Below are 23,666 nucleotides of genomic sequence, written 5' to 3'. Positions count from 1 at the left end.
CGAGGTATGCGGTGTTTCAGGTGTAAAAAACGTCCATCAGGCTTTTGCGACAGCCTCTTTTGGCCGGGGTTTCAAACCCTAGTCAGATTTTTGATCAACATCGAGTTGCACTTCGTAGTTGAATCCGCCATACATTAACTTATCGGCTCAGGCCGGCGGATCACGCAGGGCTTCGACCAAGGCGCGATCAACCAAAGACTCTAAAGAGATGCGCACGGCGTCACCATTGCGTAATTTGGCCACTAATTCATCGCTGGAAATTGAAAATGAATCGTGGCCTTGGCGATTGCTGAAAATATACCGACTGCGCTTCGGACTCACCCAAGCCAGCTTGTAACGCGTGCGCACACCGGCAGCACGGCTGAAATCGAGCCACACCCCGCGCTCCATCGCTTCGACCATCTGCAGACATTCATCGGGTAAATCGTCTTGCGTCTGTTCGCTGACGTGCCGATTGAGACGCTTTTCGCTGGCACGCTGGGCGATATTGACGGCGATTTCAAGTTGGCGGCGCGGTGAAAATTCCAAAGGTGCGCGGGCAATGGCGGCATGGCGCTCAGCCAGTTTGGAGAAAAACAGCACGCGTTCCGGGTCATCCCATTTGATCGCATTGAGCCAGGCATTGAGCAGGGTCAGCATGGCCGGCAGTTTGCTGACGAGCTCCTTGCGCTCTTCCGAACTGTTTTTCGGCTTCAAACTCCAAATCAAATCATCCATCGTGCGCAAGGCATTTTCCAGCGCATTCGGTTTCTCTTGCTTCACATTGTGGGCAATCGTGAGAATACCGGTCCATTGTTCTTGCAGGAATTTTTCCAAAAAACCGGCCACTTCGCCGGTATCAACGCGCATGGTGACATCATTTTCGGCAAACTCGCGCGCCAGCCGCATTTTTTCCTGCTTGAGCGCGAGCGCAACCGGTTCTGAAATCGCCTGCTCAGACTCTTGGTCTTCGTTCTGCAGGAAGGCTTCGAGATCGGCCACGGCATCGGAAAACAACTCGATTTGTTGATCGAAATCTTGCTGCACGCGTTCGACGATGCCTTCGATGATTTGAAACAGCGGATCTTCGGCGCTGGCTTCACTGCCGAGTAAGACGCTGGACTTAGCCAAGGTATCGATGAGAACCCGGGCCGGATGACTGTCTTTGAAGAAGAAGTCTTTATCGAGCAAGGCCACTTTCAAGGTCGGGATTTGTAATTGTCCGATCAGGCTTTTGATTTCATCGGGAATGCTGTCATCGTTAAAGACATAGTCGAAAATACGCGCCAGTAACTCTACCGTGTTCTGATCGATCGCCGTCAATTCGCCGACCTCGGCATGCTGCGACAGATTACGCAAATGGTGACCGCCCAAGGGTGCGGCGGCCAGCGTTTCAGTTTTTTGCAAACCACTGAGGTAATCAAAAAAACGCCTGTCTATGGTGACCGTATCGGCGTGTGCCGGTACCGGCGCATCCGACCAATTCTGCCACTGCTTGGCCTGGCTGGCGGTATTTTTGAGCAAACGCGGACTGGCTTGAGCACCACTGGGTGCCGCAAAAATATTGCGTAATTTATTTTCCAAATACGGGTCACGCGCATCGAGATCATCGCGCCGTGAGCGCATAGGGCGCTTTTGGTTCTTGCGTTTGGCGACATCGATATCGACCAGTATGCCGCGCTCTACCAGCGCTTCATTGAGCCCTTGATAGACGCTGTTGAGTTGCAAAAAAATTTCCGTTTGCATTAAGCGCAGTATCCAATGCGAGTTATCTTTACTCGCTTCAAACTCTTGCCACGCCTGCATGACGGCATGGATAAATAATTCCGGCCGAAACGGATTTTGCGAAATACTGATGGGGGTGCGGCGCAGTACATGGCCGATGCGAATATTAAGTGCGACCAATTGCTCGGCACATTGGATTTCCAAGGCTTTGCTCAGGTTCGAGGTCAGCACCCGGGTTTCCATTTCCTCGAAGGTCACCAAAGAAATATCCTGCGCCAACTGATTTTCATTGGCTTTGCGACGGGTATTGACGACGCTCACTTCCTTACTCAGCACGGTGGTGATTTGTAAGCTCAGCAAACGATAAAAACTGCTGGAGTTACGTTTCAGTAATTGATATGCGTGAAAACTTTGGGCCGCTTCTTCCGGCCGTACCGTTTGGTCTGACACCAGAAACAAGGCGTGCGTGAGTCGCGAGGCAAAAGCCTCGAGCTGTGACGAGACTAAATTCGCTGCGATTGGCACTAAGCCTTGTAGCAGCAAGAGGCGACTGGAACTGGAAAATTCGCTTTTCTTTTCCGATTCAGTGATTAAAGGGATCGTATCCATGACTCGATAATAAAATAGTTAAATTACAATTTTCCGGCACCACGCATCGCATGCAATTTACTATCGGCTTAATTCGTATAATACGCTTCGCTTCCCAAGGTGATCGCCACGATCAGCATGACAGCAAAAAACAGCACGATGAGCAAGCGTCCGAATTTCGGACTGCCAGACTTATCGGCCGCTTTGGGATCTTCATTCTGAGCCATTTTCTCTTGCCTTATGGAATTAATACCGTGGAACCTGTTGTTTTTCGTGCTTCCAGATCAACATGTGCCTGCGCCACATCGCGCAAGGCATAGCGCTGGTTAACGGCAATCTTGATTTTGCCACTCTCCACCATCGCAAACAAGCGTGCCGCCATCTGCTCGAGATCGGCGCGTTTGGCCGTGTAACTCATTAAACTGGGCCGGGTAATAAACAAGGACCCGCGGCTGCCGAGTTCATTAAGACTGAATGGTGGTACGGGGCCGGAGGCATTGCCGAAACTGACCATCATCCCGCGCGGTGCCAGACAATCGAGCGAACCGATGAAGGTATCTTTGCCGATAGAATCATAAACGACCGCAACCCCTTTACCTTCGGTAATTTCGGCTACTCGCTGAACAAAATTTTCCGTATTATAGTTAATAACATGGGCGCAGCCGTTTTCTTTCGCCAATTTCGCTTTTTCTTCCGAGCCTACCGTGCCTATCATGGTCACGCCTAAGGCGCGTGCCCATTGACAAGCGATCAAGCCGACGCCACCGGCAGCGGCGTGAAACAGGATGGTTACGCCACCTTGCAAAGGAAAGGTGCGATGGAACAGGTACTCCACGGTCAAGCCCTGCAACATCATGGCCGCGCCGGTCTCGAACGAGATCGCGGCTGGCAAACGTACCACTTGGTCAGCCGGCATCACCCTTGCCTCGGCATAGGCACCGACAGGCCGGCCGGCATAGGCAACGCGATCGCCGACGGCTAACACCGTCACGCCGGCACCGACCGCTTCGACCACACCTGCCGCTTCCATGCCTAATCCGGCTGGCAATGGCTGCGGATACAAACCGGTGCGAAAATACACATCGATGTAATTCAGCCCTACCGCATGGTGACGAACCAGAATTTCTCCCGGCCCCGGCGCAGCCAACTCGACGTCAAGGTACTGCATGACTTCAGGACCGCCGACACATTCCATTCTGACTGCTTTGACCATGCTGGCCTCCGGTAAGGGTGTACTGCCTGATGGCAGCGCTGGAAACGGCTTCACGCCGACTTTTTCTTGGATAATAAATACATGCCTGCCATCACCAGCGAAGTCCCGGCCAGTTGCCAAGCCGTAATTGGCTCGGCCAAAAACACGGCCCCTAAAAACAAGGTGGACACCGGCCCTATCATACCGGCTTGGGAAGCGGTAGCTGCCCCGATACGTTGGACCGCGATCATGGTCATGAACACCGGCAGGACAGTACAGAATATAGCATTGACCACTGACAAGTAGTAAACCGGCACCGGTTGGATCAGCAGCGCGGCTGGGCGCAGTAAAAAAAACTGTCCTATGCAAGCGGCACTGGAAACGCACATGGCATAGGCCACCAGGCGCAGCGAACCGAGCTTGTTGACCAACTGCCCAGACTGTAGCAAATAGGCGGCATAAGAAATCGCCGCGCCCAACACCAGCGCCGAGCCGAGCAAGACATCCTGGCCGCCGAATCTCAAATCATGTAGAAATACTAAAATAATACCGAGATAACTGAGCAACAAGGCACCCCACTCCAGCGCCGTCACTTTACGGCGAAACAACAGCACCGACATCAACATCACAAATGAGGGGGTCAGAAACAGAATCAGTCGCTCCAGCCCGGCACTGATATATTGCAAGCCAAGAAAATCCAAGAACGAAGACAAATAGTAGCCGATCAACCCCAAAACCAGCAGACGCCAGCGCTCGCCGGCACTCAGCGGCGCGGCGGCACGCATCTGCCACACCGCCACAGCGGCAAATACCGGCAGAGAAAAGGCCATGCGAAAACCGATCAGCGTCACGGCATCGACGTGGTAGCGGTAAATCAGCTTGGCGACGATAGCCTTGGTAGAAAACAACACCGCCCCAAGCACGGCAATAAGTAAGCCGCCCAAGTAATGACGGCGTTCGGACGAGGAAGAAGTAAGAGTAAGCATGGCCTTATTGTAATGCCTTCCAACGATAGTCGTGGGCGCACAGCTAAGCGATGCCGGCTTTGACAACGAATTGAAAGAAGTACAGCATGCCCTTATGGTAAAATGCCGCTCTTCATCTTCAATATCAAACCAAGCCAGTCTGCTCCAGCGGGCCGGCTGTGGCCGATTCAGGAAAGAGCGATTATGGCAGGACACAGTAAGTGGGCGAACATCAAGCATAAAAAAGCCGCCACCGATGCAAAGCGCGGCAAGGTCTGGACCCGTCTGATTAAAGAAATCACGGTTGCGGCCCGTATGGGCGGCGACGATGTGGCAACCAACCCACGGCTGCGGCTGTCGGTAGAAAAGGCGGCCGATGCGAATATGCCCAAAGAAAACGTCGCGCGCGCGATACAACGCGGTGCCGGCACCCTTGAAGGTGCCAATTATGAAGAGGTGCGCTACGAAGGCTACGGCATCGGCGGCGCCGCACTGATCGTCGACTGCATGACCGATAACCGCGTGCGCACGGTGGCCGAAGTACGCCATGCCTTCAATAAATTCGGCGGCAATATGGGCAACGAAGGCTCGGTCGCTTTCATGTTCAAACATTGCGGACAAATGTTGTTCGCCCCCGGCACCGATGAAGATGCCTTGCTCGAAGCAGCACTCGAAGCCGGTGCCGATGATGTGATCAGCGATGAAGAAGGTGGCGTGGAAGTGCTGTGCGCGCCGTTCGATCTCTCCGACATCCGTGCCACGCTCGAAGCAGCCGGCTTCAAACCCGAGCTGGCCGAAGTGACCATGAAACCCGCTGTCGAGACCGTATTTACCGGCGAAGATGCCATCAAAATGCAAAAACTGCTGGATGCCCTGGAAAATCTCGATGATGTACAAGAAGTCTATACCAACGCTATCGTAGAAGAATAATATGAAAATTCTGGTGGTCGGCTCTGGTGGCCGTGAACATGCTCTGGCATGGAAGCTCGCACAATCTGAACGTGTGCAAACAATTTTTGTCGCCCCCGGTAACGGTGGCACGGCGGCTGATGTTCGGCTCAAAAACATCGCCATCACCGATCCGGTCGCGCTGGCTGATTTCGTCGAGCAAGAACATATCGGTCTGACCGTGGTTGGTCCGGAAGTACCGCTTGCCGCTGGCATCGTCAATATTTTCCGCGACCGCGGCTTGAAAATTTTCGGCCCGAGCAAAGAAGCGGCGCAATTGGAAAGTTCGAAAGATTTTGCCAAAGCTTTCATGCAGCGTCATGCGATTCCGACCGCCGAATACCAAACTTTTTCCGATCCAGCACCGGCGCATGCCTACATCGATGCCAAGGGCGCACCGATTGTCATCAAAGCCGACGGCTTGGCCGCCGGTAAAGGCGTGGTCGTGGCGATGGATTTGGCCGAAGCCCATGCCGCAGTCGATATGATGTTGTCTGATAATAAACTCGGTAATGCCGGTGCCCGCGTCGTCATCGAAGAGTTTTTGCTTGGCGAAGAAGCCAGTTTCATCGTCATGGTCGATGGTAAAAACATTTTGCCACTGGCTACCAGCCAAGATCACAAGCGTTTGCTCGATCATGATGCCGGCCCTAACACTGGCGGCATGGGTGCGTATTCCCCGGCACCGATCATCACGCCGCAATTGCATGCACGAGTCATGCGCGAAATCATCGACCCGACCGTACAGGGCATGGCGCGCGACGGCATCGTGTTTACCGGTTTCTTATATGCCGGTCTGATGATCGATGAGCAGGGCAACCCGAAAACCCTGGAATTCAATTGCCGCATGGGCGATCCGGAAACCCAGCCTATCATGGCGCGACTGAAAACCGATTTACTCAGCGTGATGGAACATGCGGTTAATGGGACGCTCGACAGCGTCGAACTCGAATGGGATCGCCGCACCGCCATGGGCATAGTGATGGCAGCGGCCGGTTATCCGGACGCCCCGCGTCAAGGCGATAAAATCACCGGCATTCCAGCCGAAACCGCCGACACCGTCACCTTCCATGCCGGCACCAGCTTGCATGAAAAAACCCTGACTTCGCACGGCGGTCGGGTATTATGCGTGGTTGGTCTCGGTGATACGGTAAAATTGGCACAGAAACACGCGTATGATGTGGTGGAAAAAATCCATTTCGATGGTGCCCAGTACCGGCATGATATCGGCTGGCGCGCGATTAATCGCAAGCACTGAGCGCAAGCACTGAGCGCAAGCACTGAGCGAAAACACTAAGCGCAGTTTTACCTGCCCGCGCGTAGCGGCCCATGCTGGGTTGGACACTGTCCAACCCGTCTTGCTTTTTAAATAAGGCAAACCAAGGACAGAGATGAACGAGATGCCCGACAGCGGCGCCGTCAAAACCTATTTACTGGCACTGCAAGCACGTATCGTTGCAGCGCTCGAGGCCATCGATGGCAATCCCTTTCTGAGTGACAGTTGGGAACGCAGCGAAGGTGGCGGCGGTATTTCGCGCGTGATTGAAGAGGGCCGTGTGTTTGAACGCGGTGGCGTGAATTTTTCCCATGTGATGGGAAAAAATCTGCCGCCTTCGGCCGCCGCAAACCGCCCCGAATTGGCCGGCCGTCAGTGGGAAGCCATGGGCGTTTCGCTGGTACTGCATCCGCGTAATCCGTATGTACCGACGGTACACATGAATGTGCGTTTTTTCATCACCACAACAGCCGGACAAGCAGCGGTCTGGTGGTTCGGCGGCGGGATGGACCTGACGCCGTATTATGGTTTTGAAGACGATGCGCGACATTTTCATCAAAGCTGCAAAGATGCATTGCACAGCTTCGGTGCCGAGTTACATCCGCGCTTCAAGCAAACCTGCGATCAGTATTTTTATTTACCGCACAGAAAAGAAGCACGCGGCGTCGGCGGAATTTTCTTCGATGATTTCAATGAATGTGATTTTACCCACAGTTTTGCCATGACACGCGCGGTCGGCGATGCCTTCATCGCTGCCTACTGCCCTATCGTGGAAAGCCGTGATGCGCTCGCTTATGGCGAGCAACAACGTGATTTTCAAGCATATCGGCGCGGCCGCTATGTCGAATTCAACTTGGTTTTCGATCGTGGCACCCATTTCGGTCTGCAATCGGGTGGTCGTACCGAATCGATACTGATGTCCATGCCACCAGTGGTGAAATGGCGCTATGACTGGAGCGCCCCGGCCGGCAGTGCGGAAGCGCGTCTGCAAAGCGATTTTCTGGTGTGTCGGGAATGGGTGTAAGGACTGAGCAGCCGCCCTGCATTTTGCTGCTGGGCGGCAGTTTTGACCCAGTTCATCTGGGCCATGTCGCCTTGGCGAAAAGCCTGTGTGACTTGTTACATCCCGATCAGTTACGCCTGATCCCAGCCGGCCAGCCGTGGCAAAAGTCGGCCTTAACGGCGACCGCAGCACAACGCGTGGCCATGTTGGAACTGGCATTTGCCGACTGGCGCGGCGGTGAAGTGTATATCGACCAGCAAGAAATTCGGCGCGCCGAGCGTCTTGAAGTCAGCTATACCATCGACACTTTACAAGAATTACGCCAGCAATTCGGTCCGGCTGCCTCACTCAATCTGGCCATGGGTGCCGACCAGTTATTGAATTTATCAACTTGGTGGCGCTGGCGCGAGTTGTTCACGCTGGCTAACTTATGCGTGGCAGCGCGACCCGGATACAGCTTGCAGGCGCTGCCGCCGGAAATCGCCGAAGAATGGCAAAAAAGAACAATCAGTGCCCAAGCAATGCGCACCCGGGCTGCAGGTGGCGTTTGTCTGGAACCGAATTTGGCAATGAACGTGTCCGCCAGCCAACTGCGGACAGAATTAACACAGCATAACCCGACAATCAGATTGCTAGTGCCTCACAAGGTGCTAGACTACCTACAACTACATTCAATTTATTAAAAATAATGGATATCAAAAAATTACAAACGCTGGTCGTTGAGGCTCTCGAAGACGTCAAAGCACAAGAAATTCAATTGTTCGACACAGTTCACCTCACGAGTCTGTTTGACCGTGTCTTGGTCGCGTCCGGCACATCAAACCGTCAAACCAAGGCGCTGGCCGCTTCGGTGCGTGACAAAGTCAAAGAAAACGGCGGCACGGTCATCAGTGTCGAAGGCGAAACCACCGGCGAATGGGTCTTGGTCGATTTGGGCGACATGGTCGTGCATATCATGCAACCGGCGATTCGTGCTTACTACCGACTCGAAGAGCTGTGGGGCGACAAGCCGATCAAGCTCGGCGTCGACAAACGTATTTCCAAGCGTACCGCTTCGGAACCGGAAGCCGAAGACAAACCAAGCCGTGCCACGCGTCGCGTCGGCGGTGGCAAATCAGCCCCGCTCGAAGTGACACATGACATGATGGCGATACAAACCACCGTCGACGACGAGAAAAAACCAGCACGCAAACCGCGTAAAACAACGGTCACGGCAGTCGCTGCCGCGACCGCTGCCAAAGTCGCTGCCAAACCGCGCAAAACTGCTGCCGCTGCCGCTGGCACGGCAGTGAAAAAAGTCGCTGCCAAGATTCCAACCGGTGCGCGCGTCAAAGTAGCCGGCACCAAAACGGCTGCCGCTTCGGCCAAGCAAGCCGCGGCCAAACGTCCGGCACGCAAATCGGCGGCATAAACCGCCGCAGCGTAAAGCTATTTTGAAGCCATGGCTGCGTTCGCGCAGCCATTTTTTTACCTGAGGAAGCACGGATGTTTGCGCGCCTCATGCTTGTTTTGTTTTTACCAGACCCTCAGTATGCAACTCCTTATCGCCGCCATCGGGCATAAAATGCCGGAGTGGATAGAAACCGGTTTCCACGAATACGTCAAACGCATGCCGCCGGAATGTCGCATCCATCTCAAAGAAATCAAGCCTATCGAGCGCTCCGGTAGTAAGACAGCGGAAACCGTGATGGCACTCGAACGCGTCAAGATCGAAGCGGTGATTCCTAAAAATGCCCGCATCATCGCCCTCGATGAGCACGGCAAAGACTGGACCAGCGTCGCTTTGTCGCAGCATCTGACACAGTGGCAGCAAGAAGGACGCGACATCGTCTTCGTGATCGGCGGTGCCGATGGTCTCGATGCCGGTTTCAAAGCCAAAGCCGATGGCTTGATCCGGGTATCGAGCCTGACCTTACCGCACGGCATGGTACGCGTGTTACTGGCAGAACAACTGTACCGCGCTTGGTCGATCACGCAAAACCATCCGTATCACCGCAGTTGAGGCAATTGAGCACCATGCCCATCCCCACCCCGCCCCTGCTTTATCTGGCATCGAAAAGCCCGCGTCGCCGCGCCCTGCTCGAACAAATCGGCGTGTCCCACCAAGTATTACTGCTGCGCGAAGCCGCCCCGCGTGGCCCCGATGTCAGCGAACTGCTGTTGCCAAACGAATTGGCGCATGACTACGTGGCCCGCGTCACGCAAGAAAAAGCCGCCATGGCTTGGCAAGTGATGCAATGGCGGAACTTAGCGCACCTACCGGTTCTGGCTGCCGACACCAGTGTATTGCTAGGCCAGCAAGTGCTGGGCAAGCCGGCCAACCGGGCTGACGCCATCGCCATGCTCAGCCAACTATCGGGCACCACGCATCAGGTACTGACTTGCATCGCCCTGCGCACAGCCGACGGCATGCACACGGCCAGCCAATGTTCCGAAGTCAGCTTTGCCGAGTTGAGCGCCGCGACTATCGCCGCCTACTGCGACAGCGCTGAACCGTACGACAAGGCCGGCGGCTATGGCATACAAGGTGGTGCGGCGCGCTTTATTTCCCACATCAACGGCAGTTATTCTGGCATCATGGGATTACCCTTATTTGAGACTTGCCAGTTATTGCGCGCGTCTCACATTCTTACCTCTTAATACGAAATTCTTTCATTCCATGAGCGAAAACCTCCTCATCAATATCACGCCACAAGAAACCCGGGTGGCCCTGATTTTTCAGGGAGCGGTACAGGAATTACATATAGAAAGAACCTTGTCACGCGGCTTGGTCGGCAATATTTACCTCGGTAAGGTAGCGCGCGTCTTGCCAGGCATGCAATCAGCCTTCATCGACATCGGCTTGGAACGGGCGGCATTTTTACATGTGGCCGATATTTGGGATGCGCGTTCGCAAGATCATCACGGCAGCGGCAGTGCCACGCTCAAACCGATAGAAAAATTACTGTTCGATGGTCAGTCGGTGACGGTACAAGTAATCAAAGACCCGATCGGCACCAAAGGCGCGCGTTTGTCGACGCAAATTTCCATCGCCGGACGCATGCTGGTCTATCTGCCGCAAGATTCGCATATCGGTATTTCGCAAAAAATTGCCAATGAAGAAGAACGCGAAGCCTTGCGCAATAAAGTGCAAAGCCTGCAGCAGCCCGAAGACAAAGGTGGCTTCATCGTGCGCACCATGGCGGAAGATGCTTCTGATGAAGATTTGAAAGCCGATGTCGATTACCTGCGCCGCACCTGGTCGACCATCACCAGCCTGGCCAAAACTTTGCCACCGACTTCCTTGCTGTACCAAGATTTGAATTTGGCACAGCGTGTCTTGCGCGATTTTGTCAATGAAGATACCGCCGGCATCCAGGTCGATTCGCGTGAAAATTTCCTCATGCTGCAAGAGTTTGCGCATCGCTACATGCCCTCGGTAATTCCCAAGCTCGGCCATTACACCGGCGAGCGGCCCTTATTTGACTTGTATGGAGTGGAAGAAGAAATCGAACGTGCGCTCGGCCGTCGCGTCGATTTAAAATCGGGCGGCTATCTGATCATCGATCAGACCGAAGCGATGACGACCATCGATGTCAATACCGGCAGCTTCGTTGCCGGGCGTAATTTTGACGACACCATTTTCAAAACCAATTTGGAAGCAGCGCATGCGATTGCGCGCCAATTACGCTTGCGTAATCTCGGTGGCATCATCATTCTCGATATCATCGATATGGAAAATGAAGAACACAAAAGCGCCGTCTTATCTGAGCTCAACAAGGCCTTATCACGCGACCGCACAAAACTCTCGGTGTCCGGTTTTTCTGCTCTCGGCTTAGTCGAAGTCACGCGCAAGCGCACCCGCGAATCGCTCGCGCATGTATTGTGTGAAACCTGCCCGGCTTGTACCGGTAAAGGCCAGGTCAAAACCGCCCGCACCATTTGCTATGAAATTCTGCGTGAACTGCTGCGCGAAGCAAAACAATTCAACCCGCGTGAATTCCGCATCATGGCGTCACAAGTCGTGGTCGACATGTTTCTCGAAGAAGAATCGCAGCACTTAACCATGCTCGGCGACTTCATCGGCAAACCGATTTCCTTACAGGTGGAGAGTATGTTTCATCAGGAGCAGTACGACATTATTTTGATGTGACTACTTTAGACCAAGCGCTGTTCGGCATGCTCAAACTCTTTTATCAACTTTGCGCGAAAAATTTCGGGGTTCAGAGGCTGGCGCACAAAATGGCGCGAATTTATTTGCGCGCCATTTTATTTGGCGCGATAATGGCTGAGTCAGTCCTGAGCAGAGAAGACCATGCCAACATCACTCTTACATGAAGAATTAGACCAACTCCTTGCACGGATTTCCTTACACCCTGAAGGTGTTGGTATCGACGCACTCTTCCTGTCCACCGGTGGCCATACCGCAAGACGCACCTTACAACGCAGGCTGGCCTTACTCCTTGAGCAAGGCCGGATAGTTAGCAGCGGAGCAAGCCGTGCCGTGCGCTACCTGCCCGCCCCATGCCTGGTCGAAGGAACTGTCCACGCGTACACCACTGCGTTGGAACAGATAGCGCCCGAAGTGTATGTACCGACCTCAGCAGCCGGCGCAGAGATTAAGGCCGCGGTGCGGCAAGCGCGCCAATTACGCACACCCGTTGGGTACAAGCTGGAATTTCTGGAGCAATACCATCCCAATCATAGCGCATACCTGCCGCACAGCCTGCGCGATCAACTGCATGCGCTGGGGCGCTCACCGGCACAGCAGACGCCTGCCGGTACGTTTGCTCGCGACATTCTGAATCTGCTATTGATAGACTTATCTTGGGCATCGTCACAATTGGAGGGGAATACCTACAGCCGTCTTGATACCGAGCGCTTGATCGAATTCGGTCAGGCCGCCGAAGGGAAGGATGCGCTGGAAACCCAGATGATTTTGAATCACAAGGATGCCATCGAATATCTGGTGCGCGACCCGGAACAAGCCACGCTGAGCACCGACACCATCATCGCTTTGCACGCATTCCTGTCGGATGGTTTGATGGCCGATCCATTTGCTTGCGGCCGCATCCGTCGCCGTGCGGTGGAGATCGGCGGCAGCGTGTACTTACCGGTGGCCCTGCCACAGCGGCTGGAAGAATTATTAGGCATCGTCATCGAGATGGCGGCAGAAATTCACGACCCATTCGAGCAAGCCTTCTTCCTGATGGTGCATCTGCCCTATCTGCAGCCATTTGAAGACGTGAACAAACGCGTCTCGCGCTTAGCGGCCAATATTCCTTTCATCCGCCATAACCTGTGCCCACTATCCTTTATTGATGTACCGCAGCAGGCCTATGTGGACGCCATGCTGGGCGTGTATGAATTGAACCGCATAGAACTTTTGCGCGATGTATTCGTCTGGGCCTATGCACGCTCGTGTCAGCAGTATGTCGCCGTCAAACAAAATCTTGTGCCACCAGACCTGTTTCGCCTCCGTTATCGGCAAGCATTGAGCACCGTCGTTGCGGCCATTGTGCGCAATAACGAAGCCGCCAGCGCTGCCAGCGTGCGTGCCACAACACCGGCGACGGTCAGCGCGGCAGACAGAGATCATTTCATCGAATTGGCGCTGGCAGAATTCACGACCCTGCATGCCGGGAACGCCGTTCGTTTTGGTATCCGACCACTGGAATTTTCTACGTGGCAGGAACGACATGGCACACGCGGCTAAATAATGCTACACCAGCGACTACGAAGCAGGACATGGCGCTTCCGTGTGCGCGGCATCGTGCTGCGCGATCTGTTCAAACGACGACGGCAACGGTAACAGCTGCTCTAAAGTGAGCGCGATTCTGAGCAAGCGCAGATCGTCATCGGCAGCTTCGTCACAGGTGTCGTTGATACAAAAAAATGGCAGCTGGCCGAATTTCAACAGCAAGGCATCGAACTGTTGCGCGGCCCCCTGATCGCCAGTATGAATGTGCAAGGGATCGAGAATTCTTTGTTTCGCTAAGCCAGTGTGGACCATCCAGCGCGGCACCAAATCAGGCACCAGCGGCGGCACGCGCCACGAACGAAACACGGTAGAGCGCACTTGTTCAAATAATTCGGCAGCGATCTCTTCGAGCTCAAACATCACACTTTTGAGCATCGGCCGCGGCGCATGCGAATACAGGCGCGGATCATGCTGATAGCTTGGATAGCGTTGCGAGAGCCAATGTTTCGACAAGATCGAGGCATTCACCAGCGCCGTCTCGGCAACTTGCAACTCATCATAATCGGTGATGGGATGGACTTCTCCAAACACTCTGAGAGCACCGCCAAACCACCATGCCGTATCGACCCTGCTACCGAAAAACACATCATCGTTAAGGTAAATAAAGCGCTCCGACAAACCGGGAATATGATGCAGGTACGATTCAATATGACCGGAATCAAATACTGGGCCAGTGCTGGCCGGCAGCAAATCGCGATGATCGATCACGGTCAGGCGCGCCGATGGCTGCAGCCACGCCGGCACCTGGCCATCACTGACGAGGTAGACATGACCATGCGCGGGGAAAAATTTCTCTAAAGCGCGTAAGTTGTACAAAAGCTCACCATTGTCGCGGTAGCGACCGGCGTTATTGCCATAGATGGCTAATTCATCGGGGTGTGCACTTACCCAATCGGTATAGGCTTGCTGGCGTTTGTTTTGCCAGAGCGGATCGGCACCGTCTACCCACAGATACACAATATCGACTGGCTCAGTATGTTTTTTTTCGGCGCTCATTGTCGTCCTCGACTTTCTTTTTTCCGCTATTGTAGACCAAGCGCCGGCCGGCTGCCGACAGCGCCGAACCCGGCGCTCGCCAAGAATTAGCAGCTCGGCAAAAATATTACTCCGCAGTGCGATTTTGATTTTGCACATTTCGACCAAACTTGGCTTTGGCTTGGAGTTATTTTTAATTTTCATAGTATCTTAGCAGAGATGATTTTTACACTCTATGAGGACTCTTTCATGCCGCCCCTATCTGTCTCAACCACCGCTCTGCCAAGCTCCGCCAAACCAACGCCCGACTCTGCCATAACGCCGCCAATCAACGCGGGCATGCAAATCTGCGGCGTGCGCAATACATCAAGGCAACTCAGTACGTGCTCAGAGACCGAGCCAGCGACGAGCCGTGGGAACGACAACATTTCCAAGCGCTTTTGGCCACGCTTTGGCAGTACGACAAAAAAAATGGAAGTCCTGAAACAACACGCGCTGACCATGATGGATACGGCCTTGGCCATACTAGACAGCGATGCTGGCAGTATTGCCGCTGAAACGCTGAAAGTGTATTTCAATAACGATACCGAACGGATGAAAACCGAATTCAAACAAAAATTGAAAGCGACCAGAGACTTTGCCAAGTTCAGCGAGCTCAAGACGCATGCGGTGAGCGTGAAAGGAGACGACGTGACTGATGCCAATTTTGCGTATACCAAAAAGAAAGCGATCACACCGGCGTTTCGCCGCTACATCGCCGCGCGCGCCGACTTGGAAAAACAACCATACAGCTTGGCTTTTTTAAAAACACAAGAAAAACACGCCGCCGCCGCAATGAAGGCCGACCCGCGTTTGGATATCGTCTTCCTCGGCTACAGAAAAGCAGCCTTCGATGAGACGCGGTTTTCGAAAGATTTTTTAGCCGGCGTATGGATACATGAATTTTCCCACGCCGCCATCGATACGGAAGATTACGCCTACGGCAACTTCATCGATACCCCGCGCGGTGAAGGCAACCCCGAACCCTTATTCCGCCTGCGCGATGGCACGATCGGTCAGAGCGATAGAGCAATCAGTGCGGCGGATGCCGCGATTTTACTGCACTACCAACACTATCAGCGCGAGCACATAGCAATCAATAATGCCGACAGTTTTGCCAATGCCGTAAGGGCTATGTACTCAGCCCAAGGCGATGAACATCAACAAGCGTTTTATGCGCGCACCGTCAAAGCTGAACTGCGCCGCATGGGAGTCTCTCAGGAAGCGACACCGGGCTGTTAAGCTACGTCGTTCTCGCATGCCTTTGGCTGATCATTACCCATAGATTTTTATAATCTGCACCATTCCCCCGTGCTCTCGCCTCGTCATTCCTGCATAGGCAGGAATCGAGTGGCACGTCAGTGCCTTCAGGGTGGGAGGGTCGATCAAGGGCACTTTTTTCTGTGAAATGAACACGTCCTGCTGCGCCTGAGCAGCACAGATATCACAGATATAAAGGGCGCGTACGCGCCACTGGATTGCCGCCTGCGCGGCAATGACGAATTGGGCGAATGGGTGGGCGCGTAATCGACCTAAGGAAGCGCAGTTTTCAAACGCAGTGCTTGCTCGAGAACGGTATAAGCAGCCGTCACGCGCGCCGGAATCGGAAAGTTTTTATTCGCCAGCATGACGATGCCGATTTTTTGTTCCGGCACGAACAAGACATAGCTGCCAAACCCGCCGGTTGAACCGGTTTTATTGAACAAGCGCGGCCCCACCGGCGCTTGTTGCGGCTGGAATGCGTGCACCGGCTGCGCTTGCCCACTGATGGCCGGCGCATTCCCCTGCAACAACTGCGTCAGAGTTACCGGGTAACGATACTGCTCCCAACCCAGCCCCTGCACCATCACGGCCACATCCTCATACGCCACCTGCGTGGCGACTACCGCATACCGCAAGGGCCCGGACAATTGCTCAGGCTCGATGTTGAGCTGCACCATGCGCAACATATCTGACGCGCTGGCTTTGACGCCATAGGCTTCGGCATCAAACATGCCAGGCGTAACGCGCACGGCACGGTTATTCTTGTCGTAACCCCAAGCATAATCGGCCATGGCTTGGTCTGGTACCGTGATATAGCTATGCTTCAAACCCAACTCGGGAAATAAAATTCCTTGCGCCGCATCGGTAAAATTACTCTGCATCGCCAAGCCCGTGAGGTGACCTAAGAGACCGATACTGGCATTGGAATAAAGGCGCACGCTACCAGGCGTCACGCTGGGTTTCCAGTTTTGAAAATACGTTATCATCTGTTGCGAATCGGTAATGTTGTCTGGCACTTGCAAGGGCAAGCCGGCGGCCGAATACGTACCGAGTTGGCGCAAGCTGGCACGATCAATCGCCGAACCCTTCAGTTGCGGCAAATATTTGCTCGGATGATCGTCGAGTGACAAAAAACCCTGCTCTTCTGCATAGCTAGCCAAGGTGGCGGTAAAAATTTTACTGACCGAACCGAGTTCAAACAAGGTTTCTTGCGTGACCGCAGTTTTCTGTTCCTTTGAAGCCACGCCATAGTTGAAGAAATACGTCCGCCCATCAACCGTCAGCGCCACCGCCATGCCCGGCACCGCATACTCGCTCATCACTGCTTGCATCGTAGCATCTACCTTCTGGCGCAAGGCCGCAGTGGCGTCGGCCGAGGTGGAAGCCTTGGCGGCAGTGGCGGCGTGGCTGCCAGCAGGTGCCAGCGCAAAGGCAAAAAAGACCGTGGCAAAACAAGTGGAAACAAAATTTAAACGAAAGGGCATGGAAATTTTCTCGATGAAATACGAAGAGCAGTTGACCGACGCGACGCCAACATAGTTCCTTTGAGATTTATCTCATGAAAGCCGGATCCACATACGCTGCATTGACTTGTTTATTAAATTCCACCATCGCCGCACTCACGCATCACGACTCGGCCAGATCAAGCAGTGCTGCACTAAAGTCATGATGCCGACTAACAAAACGTTTGTGACAGCCACTGAGGGCCTAAGCTTTCCGCTCGAACAGGGTAAGAACAAACATGGTCGAAAACTGCAAGTTTCATTTCGGCAAATTGGTTATGCTCAGCGCATGCATCTGGCACCCAACAATTGAAAGGAAGGCCGACTCATGCGCGTTATGGAAAACCCGACAGCAAACTGTTCGCCAAACACTGCAGCCTATACGGATCCGCGCCTGGCCGCCAGAGAACTGCTCAAGACACTGGCACCGCTTGAGTTACGGAACAAGAACGCAGACTTTCTGAATCGTCTCATGGCAGCGATCCGCACCCATGCATTCATGCACAACCGAGCCTTGGCACCGATGCGCGCCGGAACCCTGAGCTGCGCCGCCTTGCTTGATCTGCATCGCGATTTCAAACATGCCGGTGTGGAAGTGTTCACCGATGTAATCTTAATGGCACAATTTCAAACCCGTGTACTGACACCACGTTTCGGTTTACCCGGAAAAATGGCGGCGCGTTTTTTACTCGCCTTGAACGTGTTCGACGAATTCGGTTTTATTCCCCCCACGCACGCAGCCAGCGGCTATCAAGGCCACCCCTTGCTATCGCATCCAACTTTATTTGATGCCGTGATTGCGCAACTCGATAGCGACACGACCGATACCGCGGCAAGCAGCACCGAGTTCAGCCCAAGCCCAGCGGCCACGGCCCTGCGCGCCAGCTTTGAAGCAACTTACGATGATTTGCTCGCCACGCTGGCAGCCATCTTGGTAGCCGAAGAAGTGGCGATGCATTACAGCCCGGCCATGCGGGCGGCAGTGCGCCCCTTGGGGCTTGATGTAGAGCGCGGCTATTACATGGTGCATGGGCGCAGCACCGACAGCGACAAAAGCGCCTGTGACGATTTTCATCAGCAAGATGCCTGGCATATTTTGGCGCTGGCTTTGGAAGCCGATGATTATCTGCGGTTTGAACAACTATGCATGGGGTTTTGTCAGGACTGGGAGGCGTTTTGGGCTGAGCATGCGCGGCGATGGGGGGCGTCATACGGGGTATAGTCAGCGCCACGCCATGCCTTTGGACGGGGGAAGCAGCTTGCATTGTTTTTCTACAGACCCTATAGTTTTGTCAGGAACATTCACATGAATAGGAAGACGAATTAGGCGACTGTGTAGTGGTCAAGTTATTTCGGACACATCAATAGGTTTTTTTGCTGCCATTTCTTTTTCGTAAATCATGGGCGGCAAATTGCCCAGCGTTGAATGCAATCGTAAGCAGTTATAAAAGCCTACGATGTATTCAATGATGTCTTTTGTGGCTTCCATTTGATTCGCGTAATCGCGTTGCCAGACACGCTCCATCTTTAAATTTAAGAAGAAGCGTTCCATCGCCGCGTTATCCCAGCAGTTTCCTTTACGGCTCATACTGCAAACAAGGCCATGTTGTTTGAGTAAATGTTGGTATTCATGACTGGCATATTGACTGCCACGGTCGGAATGCAAAATTAAACCCGCTGCCGGCTTACGTGCCTCAACCGCCATCCGTAGCGCCCGACAAACCAATTCAGCTGGCATCGTTGGCCCCATTGCCCAGCCTATGATTTTTCGTGAGAATAACTCCATCACGACCGCCAAATACAACCAGCCAGTACGCGTACGGACATAGGTAATATCGGAAGTCCAGGCGCGATTGGGCTCTGCTGGGTTGAACTGTCTATTGAGAATATTGCTCGCTATTGGTAAATCATGTTTGCTATCTGTCGTGTTGATAAATTTTCTCTTCCAGACGGTTTTGATCTGGGCTTCACGCATTAAGCGCCGTACTTTGTAGCGGCCAATGACGATGTTCTTGGCGTGCAGTGCACTGACCAGGCGACGGCTGCCATAACTGCGGCCACTGGCAGCGAATTCCGCTTTCAGATGCACGCTGGTGACACATATTGCGGTCATTTTTGTCTTTGCTTTTGCTGCGTAGTAGCCAGACCGGCTCGCTCCCAAGAGACGACACAGTTGTGCTACCGAGGCCTTCGTTTGCCAATGATCGACTAACTCGTAGATCATTTCATTTCGCGTGCAAAGAAGGCCGATGCTTTTTTTAACAGGTCATTGTCCGAACGCAGTAGACGGTTTTCTTGTTCGAGTTGGCGAATCCGTTGCAGCTCGGCAGACAGTGGTTTCCCTATGCCAGCCTGGCCACCTTGTTCAGCGCGATATTGTTCAACCCAGCGCCGCACGGCGGTTTCTCCAATACCCATATCTTTCACGATTTTAGCAACCGCTACGCCTTGATCCAGCACCATCCGGGCCACTTCAAGTTTAAAAGTAGCTTCGTATTTTTTATTCCCAGTCATCTTTATTTTCCTCGTTTAGGTAATTATTCCTCCTATTGAGGTGTCCGTAAACATTAGACCATTACACTGGGTGGATACGTAGTCGACCTGGCCTGCTCTCGACTCGTCATTCCTGCGTAGGCAGGAATCCAGTGGCACCTTAGTGCCTTCAGGGTGGAAACGTCGATCAAGGACACTTTTTTTCTGTGCAACGAACACGTCCTGCTGCGCCTGAGCAGCACAGAGATAAAAGGCGCGTACGCGCCACTGGATTGCCGCCTGCGCGGCAATGACGAATTGGGCGGCTGGGTGGATGCGCAATCGACCTGACTTGTGGGTAATGATCAGCGCGCTTTTGCGCGGGAACCTGGCGGCGTTCATGCTTAAAAAAAATGCCAGAAATCATGCTGTTTTCAGTGCTAAAAACGATACTGGGTTCCAGCCAAAAGCATGCGGGACTGACGAGGTATGCGATGTTTCAGGTTTGAAAAAGCGTCCATCAGGCTTTTGCGACAGCCTCTGAACGACGGGGTTTTACGCGCAAATCCGATAAATCAGATCAGTGCGAATGTCATTATTTCTTGACGTGGGTGCAGGCATAGACCGCCAAGGCGGTGATCGCGAACCCGACGGCATTCATTGCGCTGAAGGTTTCACCGAGAAAAACAAAGCCCATCAGTGCGGTGACTCCAGGAATCAAATGAAACAGGCCAGCGACTTTGCTCGCTTCGCCTTTGCGCATCAAGATGAACAGAATGCTGATGGCACCGATCGAGTTCACCAGCGATAACCAGCCGGAAGCGAAGATCATGGTCGGGGTCCACTGCACAGCCAGATTTTCGAAATGGTCGGCCAGGAAGAACATCACAATGGCTGCCGTGGTGAGCTGGACGAAGCCGCCGGTGCGCAAGTCCATGCCAGAGCAAAACTTCTTCTGATACAGGCTACCGGCACTAATACCGACCAGTGCCAGGACGACATACAGATAGGCTGGCAGGCTGGCCGCTGTCGCATTGCCGAGCTGCTCATAGACCACCAGCGCGACACCAAACAGACCGCCTATCAGGCCAAACCATTCAACGCGGCCAAGCTTTTCGTTGAGGAAGCGGGTCGCGCCGAGCGCCGTCAACACCGGCATGGTGCCGACGATCAGAGCGGCAACAGCAGCCGACACGCCCAGGCCGAGGCCCCTGTACAGACCGGCAAACTGGAGCGCCTGGATCAGCAGGCCGACGACGATTAAATGGCCAAACTGGGCGCGCGTTTTTGGCCAAGGTGCCTGGGTAAGCAGCGACACGACCAGCAAGATCAGCGCCGCACTGGCGAAACGGATAAAGATCAGAGTGTAGGGGCCGACAAACGGAAGTGCCAGCTTGCCCACGACGTAACCCGAACTCCACATGATGATGAACAGCAAGGGAAGCAACATGGCGGGCAAGGCTGGATAAGCAAAATTGGCGGTAAGGGTTTTCATGAATTCTCCTGAGGGGGTTGTGCGCTGGAAAGATTCAGGATAATTAACATACGGATGCAATACAATACGGTGAAAAAGAACAAATCTGTGTCCACTGGAGAAACAATGGAAATCCTTTCTGAAAACGTGTCGGATATTTTTATCTTTGTGAAAGTGGTCGAACTAAAAAGTTTTTCCGAAGCTGCGCGCGTGAGCGGATCGACCAAATCCACCGTGAGCAAACAGGTGCGGCGGCTGGAAGAAACACTGGGGGCCAAGTTACTCAACCGCACCACCCGCCATCTCGCGCTCACGGAGGCCGGCGAGCTGGCGTACCAGCATGGCTTACGCATCGCTGAGGAAACCACCGCATTACGCAGCGCTCTCGAGGGGCTGCAGTCGATGCCACGCGGGCATTTGCGGGTAACGACCTCGGTCGCCTTCGGAAACCTGCACCTGAGCCATTTGATTGGACAGTTTCTCAATGCCTATCCTGACATCAGCGTCGCACTCACCTTAATCGACCGCTATGTCGATGTGGTCGAAGAAGGCTTCGACATCGCGATCCGGCTTACCGAAAAACCGATCGACAGCTTTGTGGCACGCCGTCTGGCCGGGCTCGATTACGTGCTCTGTGCGAGCCCCGATTATTTGCGCAGCCACACGCCCATCTCCACGCTCGAGGATTTGGCCGCGCATAACTGTATGGTCAACAGTTTGACGCGCGAGGCCAGCTGGCGCTTTTCGCGCGATGGCGAAAGCCGCGAGATCCGCGTGACGGGCAGGTTCTCCGTCAACAGCAGCGAATCCCTGCGCAGAGCCGTACTCGATGGCATCGGCATCGGCTTGCTGCCGACTTACGCCATCGCCGAGGATTTGCGGGCCGGACACGTCAGCGTGATCTTGCCCGCGTACCGTGCAGAAGGTAGGTTCGGCAACAGCATTTATGCGATTTTTTTACCGAGCAAGTTTGCCACGCCCAAGATGCGCGTGTTTGTGGATTTTTTGATTGAAAAATTCAAGGATGGGGGCGAATGGGGATGATGGAACGATTAAGCACTTTGAATTAGCCTTCACGGCCAGAATCCAGCACTCTCACTCCGCCTGTTCTGTCGTTGCAGCGAGCTGCATGCAGCCGCTTGTTCGGGCAGAATTAACTGCGATGGCGTGCCTGCATTTTCCACCTGTTGAGGTGTCCGGGAAAATCAGAGCACAGCAATCCTGTTAAAAATGGTGTTTTGGAAATGTTTATGGTGAAAGCGCAGAAAACTTGATGAAACTTGACGCGACTTATCGACAAGTAGATAATCTCAGACTATGGATAAAATCTTATGCAAGCAAAATATTCAGGCATCACTCCAAAAAGAAGGCCTTAGCCAAGCTGCCTTGGCGAAACAACTAGGTGTAAGTGCCCAAGCAGTAAGCAATTGGCTGAAAGGCGTCGATTTCCCACGTCCAGAAAAATTGTTAAAGTTGGCAATTTTGCTCAAACTTTCTTTTGATCAGTTGGTGCAACAAGAGGAAAATACCCTACCCGTAATCGCCTTTCGCAAAAGAGCGGGGACAAAGACGACAGAAACGCATATTGAAAATGCCCGCGCTATTGGCATGTTACTGAAGCCCCTTGTCCCATATTTGCAAGGCATCCACACATTAAGACCTCAACTATCAAATCCAAGTGAAAATTACACACAGTTACAGCAAGCCGTCAGTGAGGTTCGCTCAAAGCTTGGATTAAGTGATCAAACTGTTTTAGATTACCATCACCTGATTGGTCAATTCAAAGAAGTTGGTGCGGTACTCGTGCCTGTACTCTGGGGTGAAAAAAAGCAGCACCAAAATGCGATGCATATTCATTTGCCAGAAGAAAAAGTTACCTTTATTTTTCTTAACCTCGATACAAGCATTGAAGACTTCAAATTTTGGATGGCTCACGAATTAGCGCATGTATATACACCCGCGCTAGTTGGCACTGAAAAGGGAGAGGATTTCGCTGATGCATTTGCAGGCGTCTTACTATTTCCAAATGCGTGCGCTCAGATCGCATATCAAGACGTGGTCCGTGCAAGAACAACGCACGGAAAAATTGCAGCATTACAAAAGCATGCGACTCACCATAGCATTTCTCTTTTCACTGTATATAAACAGGTAGAAAGCTACGTTCGAAACTTCCCATTGCCATCAATTGGGATTGATGAAAAATCGATTCATATAGCTCGCAATCAAGTTTCAAAGCAATTTCCATTGGTCAGCGAGGCATTATTCGACCCACTGCCCCCACCCCCATCTGACTATATTGCGTCAGTAGATAAGGGATTTCAATCTGATTTCTTTCGTGCTTTGAGAGTGATGATTCGTGAGCGTGACATGGGTGCCGGATATATTAAACAAATTTTAGATATCTCCTTGGCAGACGCAACTGCGCTTCATTTGGAGCTCAGAAGTTGACCTTACTCCTGCTTGACACGTGCTCGTATCTGCGACTTGCAAAACGTATTCGACCAATGCTAGGTGTGAAATTTGGC

The 23,666-nt window shown here is 53.2% G+C and carries 22 protein-coding genes; 14 read left to right on the top strand and 8 right to left on the bottom strand.

Annotated features, from left to right (window positions below; translation table 11 throughout):
• Positions 1–147 precede the first annotated feature (147 nt).
• From RHM61_RS11330 to RHM61_RS11315, 4 genes are all read right to left on the bottom strand, one after another.
• Entirely contained in the window at positions 148–2,313 is a 2,166-nt protein-coding gene (locus RHM61_RS11330) for a DUF1631 family protein (protein WP_322247421.1), read from the bottom strand.
• Between the two features lie 68 nt (positions 2,314–2,381).
• Entirely contained in the window at positions 2,382–2,519 is a 138-nt protein-coding gene (locus RHM61_RS11325; protein ID WP_322247420.1) for a hypothetical protein, read from the bottom strand.
• Between the two features lie 11 nt (positions 2,520–2,530).
• Positions 2,531–3,505 carry a quinone oxidoreductase gene (locus RHM61_RS11320; protein WP_322247419.1) on the bottom strand — a complete coding sequence of 325 codons (975 nt, stop codon included), beginning with the start codon at positions 3,503–3,505 and terminating at the stop codon, positions 2,531–2,533.
• A gap of 50 nt (positions 3,506–3,555) precedes the next feature.
• Complete coding sequence (locus tag RHM61_RS11315; RefSeq protein ID WP_322247418.1) at positions 3,556–4,470, bottom strand: DMT family transporter; 915 nt, start codon at positions 4,468–4,470, stop codon at positions 3,556–3,558.
• Positions 4,471–4,653: 183 nt separating this feature from the next.
• On the opposite strand from RHM61_RS11315, the gene RHM61_RS11310 reads away from it, so the two are divergent.
• The 10 genes from RHM61_RS11310 to RHM61_RS11265 all read left to right on the top strand — a co-directional run bounded on the left by RHM61_RS11310 (position 4,654) and on the right by RHM61_RS11265 (position 13,371).
• Complete coding sequence (locus tag RHM61_RS11310; protein ID WP_322247417.1) at positions 4,654–5,379, top strand: YebC/PmpR family DNA-binding transcriptional regulator; 726 nt, start codon at positions 4,654–4,656, stop codon at positions 5,377–5,379.
• A gap of 1 nt (position 5,380) precedes the next feature.
• Positions 5,381–6,655, top strand: coding sequence for a phosphoribosylamine--glycine ligase (purD, locus tag RHM61_RS11305; protein ID WP_322247416.1), 1,275 nt, complete (start codon positions 5,381–5,383; stop codon positions 6,653–6,655).
• Positions 6,656–6,788: 133 nt separating this feature from the next.
• A complete protein-coding gene (hemF, locus tag RHM61_RS11300; RefSeq protein ID WP_322247415.1) occupies positions 6,789–7,697 on the top strand; it encodes an oxygen-dependent coproporphyrinogen oxidase in 909 nt (302 codons plus the stop codon).
• The gene (nadD, locus tag RHM61_RS11295; protein WP_322247414.1) at positions 7,688–8,359 is read left to right on the top strand and encodes a nicotinate (nicotinamide) nucleotide adenylyltransferase; all 672 of its coding nucleotides are present in this window, start codon (positions 7,688–7,690) and stop codon (positions 8,357–8,359) included. Before hemF ends, nadD begins: the two co-directional genes overlap by 10 nt.
• A 5-nt stretch (positions 8,360–8,364) precedes the next feature.
• Positions 8,365–9,087: a ribosome silencing factor gene (gene rsfS, locus RHM61_RS11290; protein WP_322247413.1), complete on the top strand. Its 723-nt coding sequence runs from the start codon at positions 8,365–8,367 to the stop codon at positions 9,085–9,087.
• 120 nt (positions 9,088–9,207) lie between these two features.
• Positions 9,208–9,678 (top strand): 23S rRNA (pseudouridine(1915)-N(3))-methyltransferase RlmH, encoded by a 471-nt coding sequence (gene rlmH / locus RHM61_RS11285; RefSeq protein ID WP_322247412.1) that lies wholly within the window; start codon positions 9,208–9,210, stop codon positions 9,676–9,678.
• A 14-nt stretch (positions 9,679–9,692) separates the two neighbouring features.
• On the top strand, positions 9,693–10,316 hold the full coding sequence (locus RHM61_RS11280; protein WP_322247411.1) for a Maf family protein: 624 nt from the start codon (positions 9,693–9,695) through the stop codon (positions 10,314–10,316).
• A 19-nt stretch (positions 10,317–10,335) separates the two neighbouring features.
• Positions 10,336–11,808, top strand: coding sequence for a ribonuclease G (rng, locus tag RHM61_RS11275; protein ID WP_322247410.1), 1,473 nt, complete (start codon positions 10,336–10,338; stop codon positions 11,806–11,808).
• Entirely contained in the window at positions 11,805–11,993 is a 189-nt protein-coding gene (locus RHM61_RS11270; RefSeq protein ID WP_322247409.1) for a hypothetical protein, read from the top strand. The genes rng and RHM61_RS11270 overlap by 4 nt, the downstream gene beginning before the upstream one ends.
• Entirely contained in the window at positions 11,971–13,371 is a 1,401-nt protein-coding gene (locus RHM61_RS11265) for a Fic family protein (RefSeq protein WP_322247408.1), read from the top strand. The genes RHM61_RS11270 and RHM61_RS11265 overlap by 23 nt, the downstream gene beginning before the upstream one ends.
• An 18-nt stretch (positions 13,372–13,389) precedes the next feature.
• Here RHM61_RS11265 and RHM61_RS11260 read toward each other — a convergent pair whose 3' ends face one another.
• Positions 13,390–14,412, bottom strand: a complete 1,023-nt coding sequence (locus RHM61_RS11260) for a Stealth CR1 domain-containing protein (protein WP_322247407.1) — start codon at positions 14,410–14,412, stop codon at positions 13,390–13,392.
• Positions 14,413–14,862: 450 nt separating this feature from the next.
• Here RHM61_RS11260 and RHM61_RS11255 point away from each other — a divergent pair, with 450 nt between their 5' ends.
• Positions 14,863–15,672 (top strand): hypothetical protein, encoded by an 810-nt coding sequence (locus RHM61_RS11255; protein WP_322247406.1) that lies wholly within the window; start codon positions 14,863–14,865, stop codon positions 15,670–15,672.
• Between the two features lie 290 nt (positions 15,673–15,962).
• Here the strand turns inward: RHM61_RS11255 and ampC are convergent, their stop codons facing one another.
• A complete protein-coding gene (ampC, locus tag RHM61_RS11250; protein ID WP_322247405.1) occupies positions 15,963–17,177 on the bottom strand; it encodes a class C beta-lactamase in 1,215 nt (404 codons plus the stop codon).
• A gap of 346 nt (positions 17,178–17,523) precedes the next feature.
• On the opposite strand from ampC, the gene RHM61_RS11245 reads away from it, so the two are divergent.
• A complete protein-coding gene (locus tag RHM61_RS11245; RefSeq protein WP_322247404.1) occupies positions 17,524–18,417 on the top strand; it encodes an iron-containing redox enzyme family protein in 894 nt (297 codons plus the stop codon).
• 120 nt (positions 18,418–18,537) lie between these two features.
• Here RHM61_RS11245 and RHM61_RS11240 read toward each other — a convergent pair.
• Together RHM61_RS11240 and RHM61_RS11235 are read right to left on the bottom strand one after the other, a co-directional pair.
• A protein-coding gene (locus RHM61_RS11240) for an IS3 family transposase (protein ID WP_322247403.1) occupies positions 18,538–19,709 on the bottom strand; the annotation gives its coding sequence in 2 pieces (ribosomal slippage) (positions 18,538–19,445 and positions 19,445–19,709; 1,173 coding nt in all).
• A gap of 553 nt (positions 19,710–20,262) precedes the next feature.
• Complete coding sequence (locus RHM61_RS11235) at positions 20,263–21,162, bottom strand: DMT family transporter (RefSeq protein WP_322247402.1); 900 nt, start codon at positions 21,160–21,162, stop codon at positions 20,263–20,265.
• Between the two features lie 54 nt (positions 21,163–21,216).
• On the opposite strand from RHM61_RS11235, the gene RHM61_RS11230 reads away from it, so the two are divergent.
• Together RHM61_RS11230 and RHM61_RS11225 are read left to right on the top strand one after the other, a co-directional pair.
• Complete coding sequence (locus RHM61_RS11230; protein ID WP_322247401.1) at positions 21,217–22,185, top strand: LysR family transcriptional regulator; 969 nt, start codon at positions 21,217–21,219, stop codon at positions 22,183–22,185.
• A 273-nt stretch (positions 22,186–22,458) separates the two neighbouring features.
• Positions 22,459–23,589: a helix-turn-helix transcriptional regulator gene (locus RHM61_RS11225; RefSeq protein ID WP_322247400.1), complete on the top strand. Its 1,131-nt coding sequence runs from the start codon at positions 22,459–22,461 to the stop codon at positions 23,587–23,589.
• The last annotated feature ends 77 nt before the right edge of the window (positions 23,590–23,666 follow it).

The sequence above is a fragment of the Undibacterium sp. CCC3.4 genome (assembly GCF_034347425.1).
Taxonomy (GTDB): Bacteria; Pseudomonadota; Gammaproteobacteria; order Burkholderiales; family Burkholderiaceae_D; genus Undibacterium.
Note: the sequence above shows the minus strand (reverse complement) of the source record. Positions and strands in the feature narration are given on the sequence as shown.

Excerpts from the sequence above, each read along its gene's own strand:
- RHM61_RS11330 (WP_322247421.1), bottom strand. The coding sequence starts at position 2,313 with ATGGATACGATCCCTTTAATCACTGAATCGGAAAAGAAAAGCGAATTT.
- RHM61_RS11325 (WP_322247420.1), bottom strand. The coding sequence starts at position 2,519 with ATGGCTCAGAATGAAGATCCCAAAGCGGCCGATAAGTCTGGCAGTCCG.
- RHM61_RS11320 (WP_322247419.1), bottom strand. The coding sequence starts at position 3,505 with ATGGTCAAAGCAGTCAGAATGGAATGTGTCGGCGGTCCTGAAGTCATG.
- RHM61_RS11315 (WP_322247418.1), bottom strand. The coding sequence starts at position 4,470 with ATGCTTACTCTTACTTCTTCCTCGTCCGAACGCCGTCATTACTTGGGC.
- RHM61_RS11310 (WP_322247417.1), top strand. The coding sequence starts at position 4,654 with ATGGCAGGACACAGTAAGTGGGCGAACATCAAGCATAAAAAAGCCGCC.
- purD (WP_322247416.1), top strand. The coding sequence starts at position 5,381 with ATGAAAATTCTGGTGGTCGGCTCTGGTGGCCGTGAACATGCTCTGGCA.
- hemF (WP_322247415.1), top strand. The coding sequence starts at position 6,789 with ATGAACGAGATGCCCGACAGCGGCGCCGTCAAAACCTATTTACTGGCA.
- nadD (WP_322247414.1), top strand. The coding sequence starts at position 7,688 with ATGGGTGTAAGGACTGAGCAGCCGCCCTGCATTTTGCTGCTGGGCGGC.
- rsfS (WP_322247413.1), top strand. The coding sequence starts at position 8,365 with ATGGATATCAAAAAATTACAAACGCTGGTCGTTGAGGCTCTCGAAGAC.
- rlmH (WP_322247412.1), top strand. The coding sequence starts at position 9,208 with ATGCAACTCCTTATCGCCGCCATCGGGCATAAAATGCCGGAGTGGATA.
- RHM61_RS11280 (WP_322247411.1), top strand. The coding sequence starts at position 9,693 with ATGCCCATCCCCACCCCGCCCCTGCTTTATCTGGCATCGAAAAGCCCG.
- rng (WP_322247410.1), top strand. The coding sequence starts at position 10,336 with ATGAGCGAAAACCTCCTCATCAATATCACGCCACAAGAAACCCGGGTG.
- RHM61_RS11265 (WP_322247408.1), top strand. The coding sequence starts at position 11,971 with ATGCCAACATCACTCTTACATGAAGAATTAGACCAACTCCTTGCACGG.
- RHM61_RS11260 (WP_322247407.1), bottom strand. The coding sequence starts at position 14,412 with ATGAGCGCCGAAAAAAAACATACTGAGCCAGTCGATATTGTGTATCTG.
- RHM61_RS11255 (WP_322247406.1), top strand. The coding sequence starts at position 14,863 with ATGGAAGTCCTGAAACAACACGCGCTGACCATGATGGATACGGCCTTG.
- ampC (WP_322247405.1), bottom strand. The coding sequence starts at position 17,177 with ATGCCCTTTCGTTTAAATTTTGTTTCCACTTGTTTTGCCACGGTCTTT.
- RHM61_RS11245 (WP_322247404.1), top strand. The coding sequence starts at position 17,524 with ATGCGCGTTATGGAAAACCCGACAGCAAACTGTTCGCCAAACACTGCA.
- RHM61_RS11235 (WP_322247402.1), bottom strand. The coding sequence starts at position 21,162 with ATGAAAACCCTTACCGCCAATTTTGCTTATCCAGCCTTGCCCGCCATG.
- RHM61_RS11230 (WP_322247401.1), top strand. The coding sequence starts at position 21,217 with ATGCAATACAATACGGTGAAAAAGAACAAATCTGTGTCCACTGGAGAA.
- RHM61_RS11225 (WP_322247400.1), top strand. The coding sequence starts at position 22,459 with ATGGATAAAATCTTATGCAAGCAAAATATTCAGGCATCACTCCAAAAA.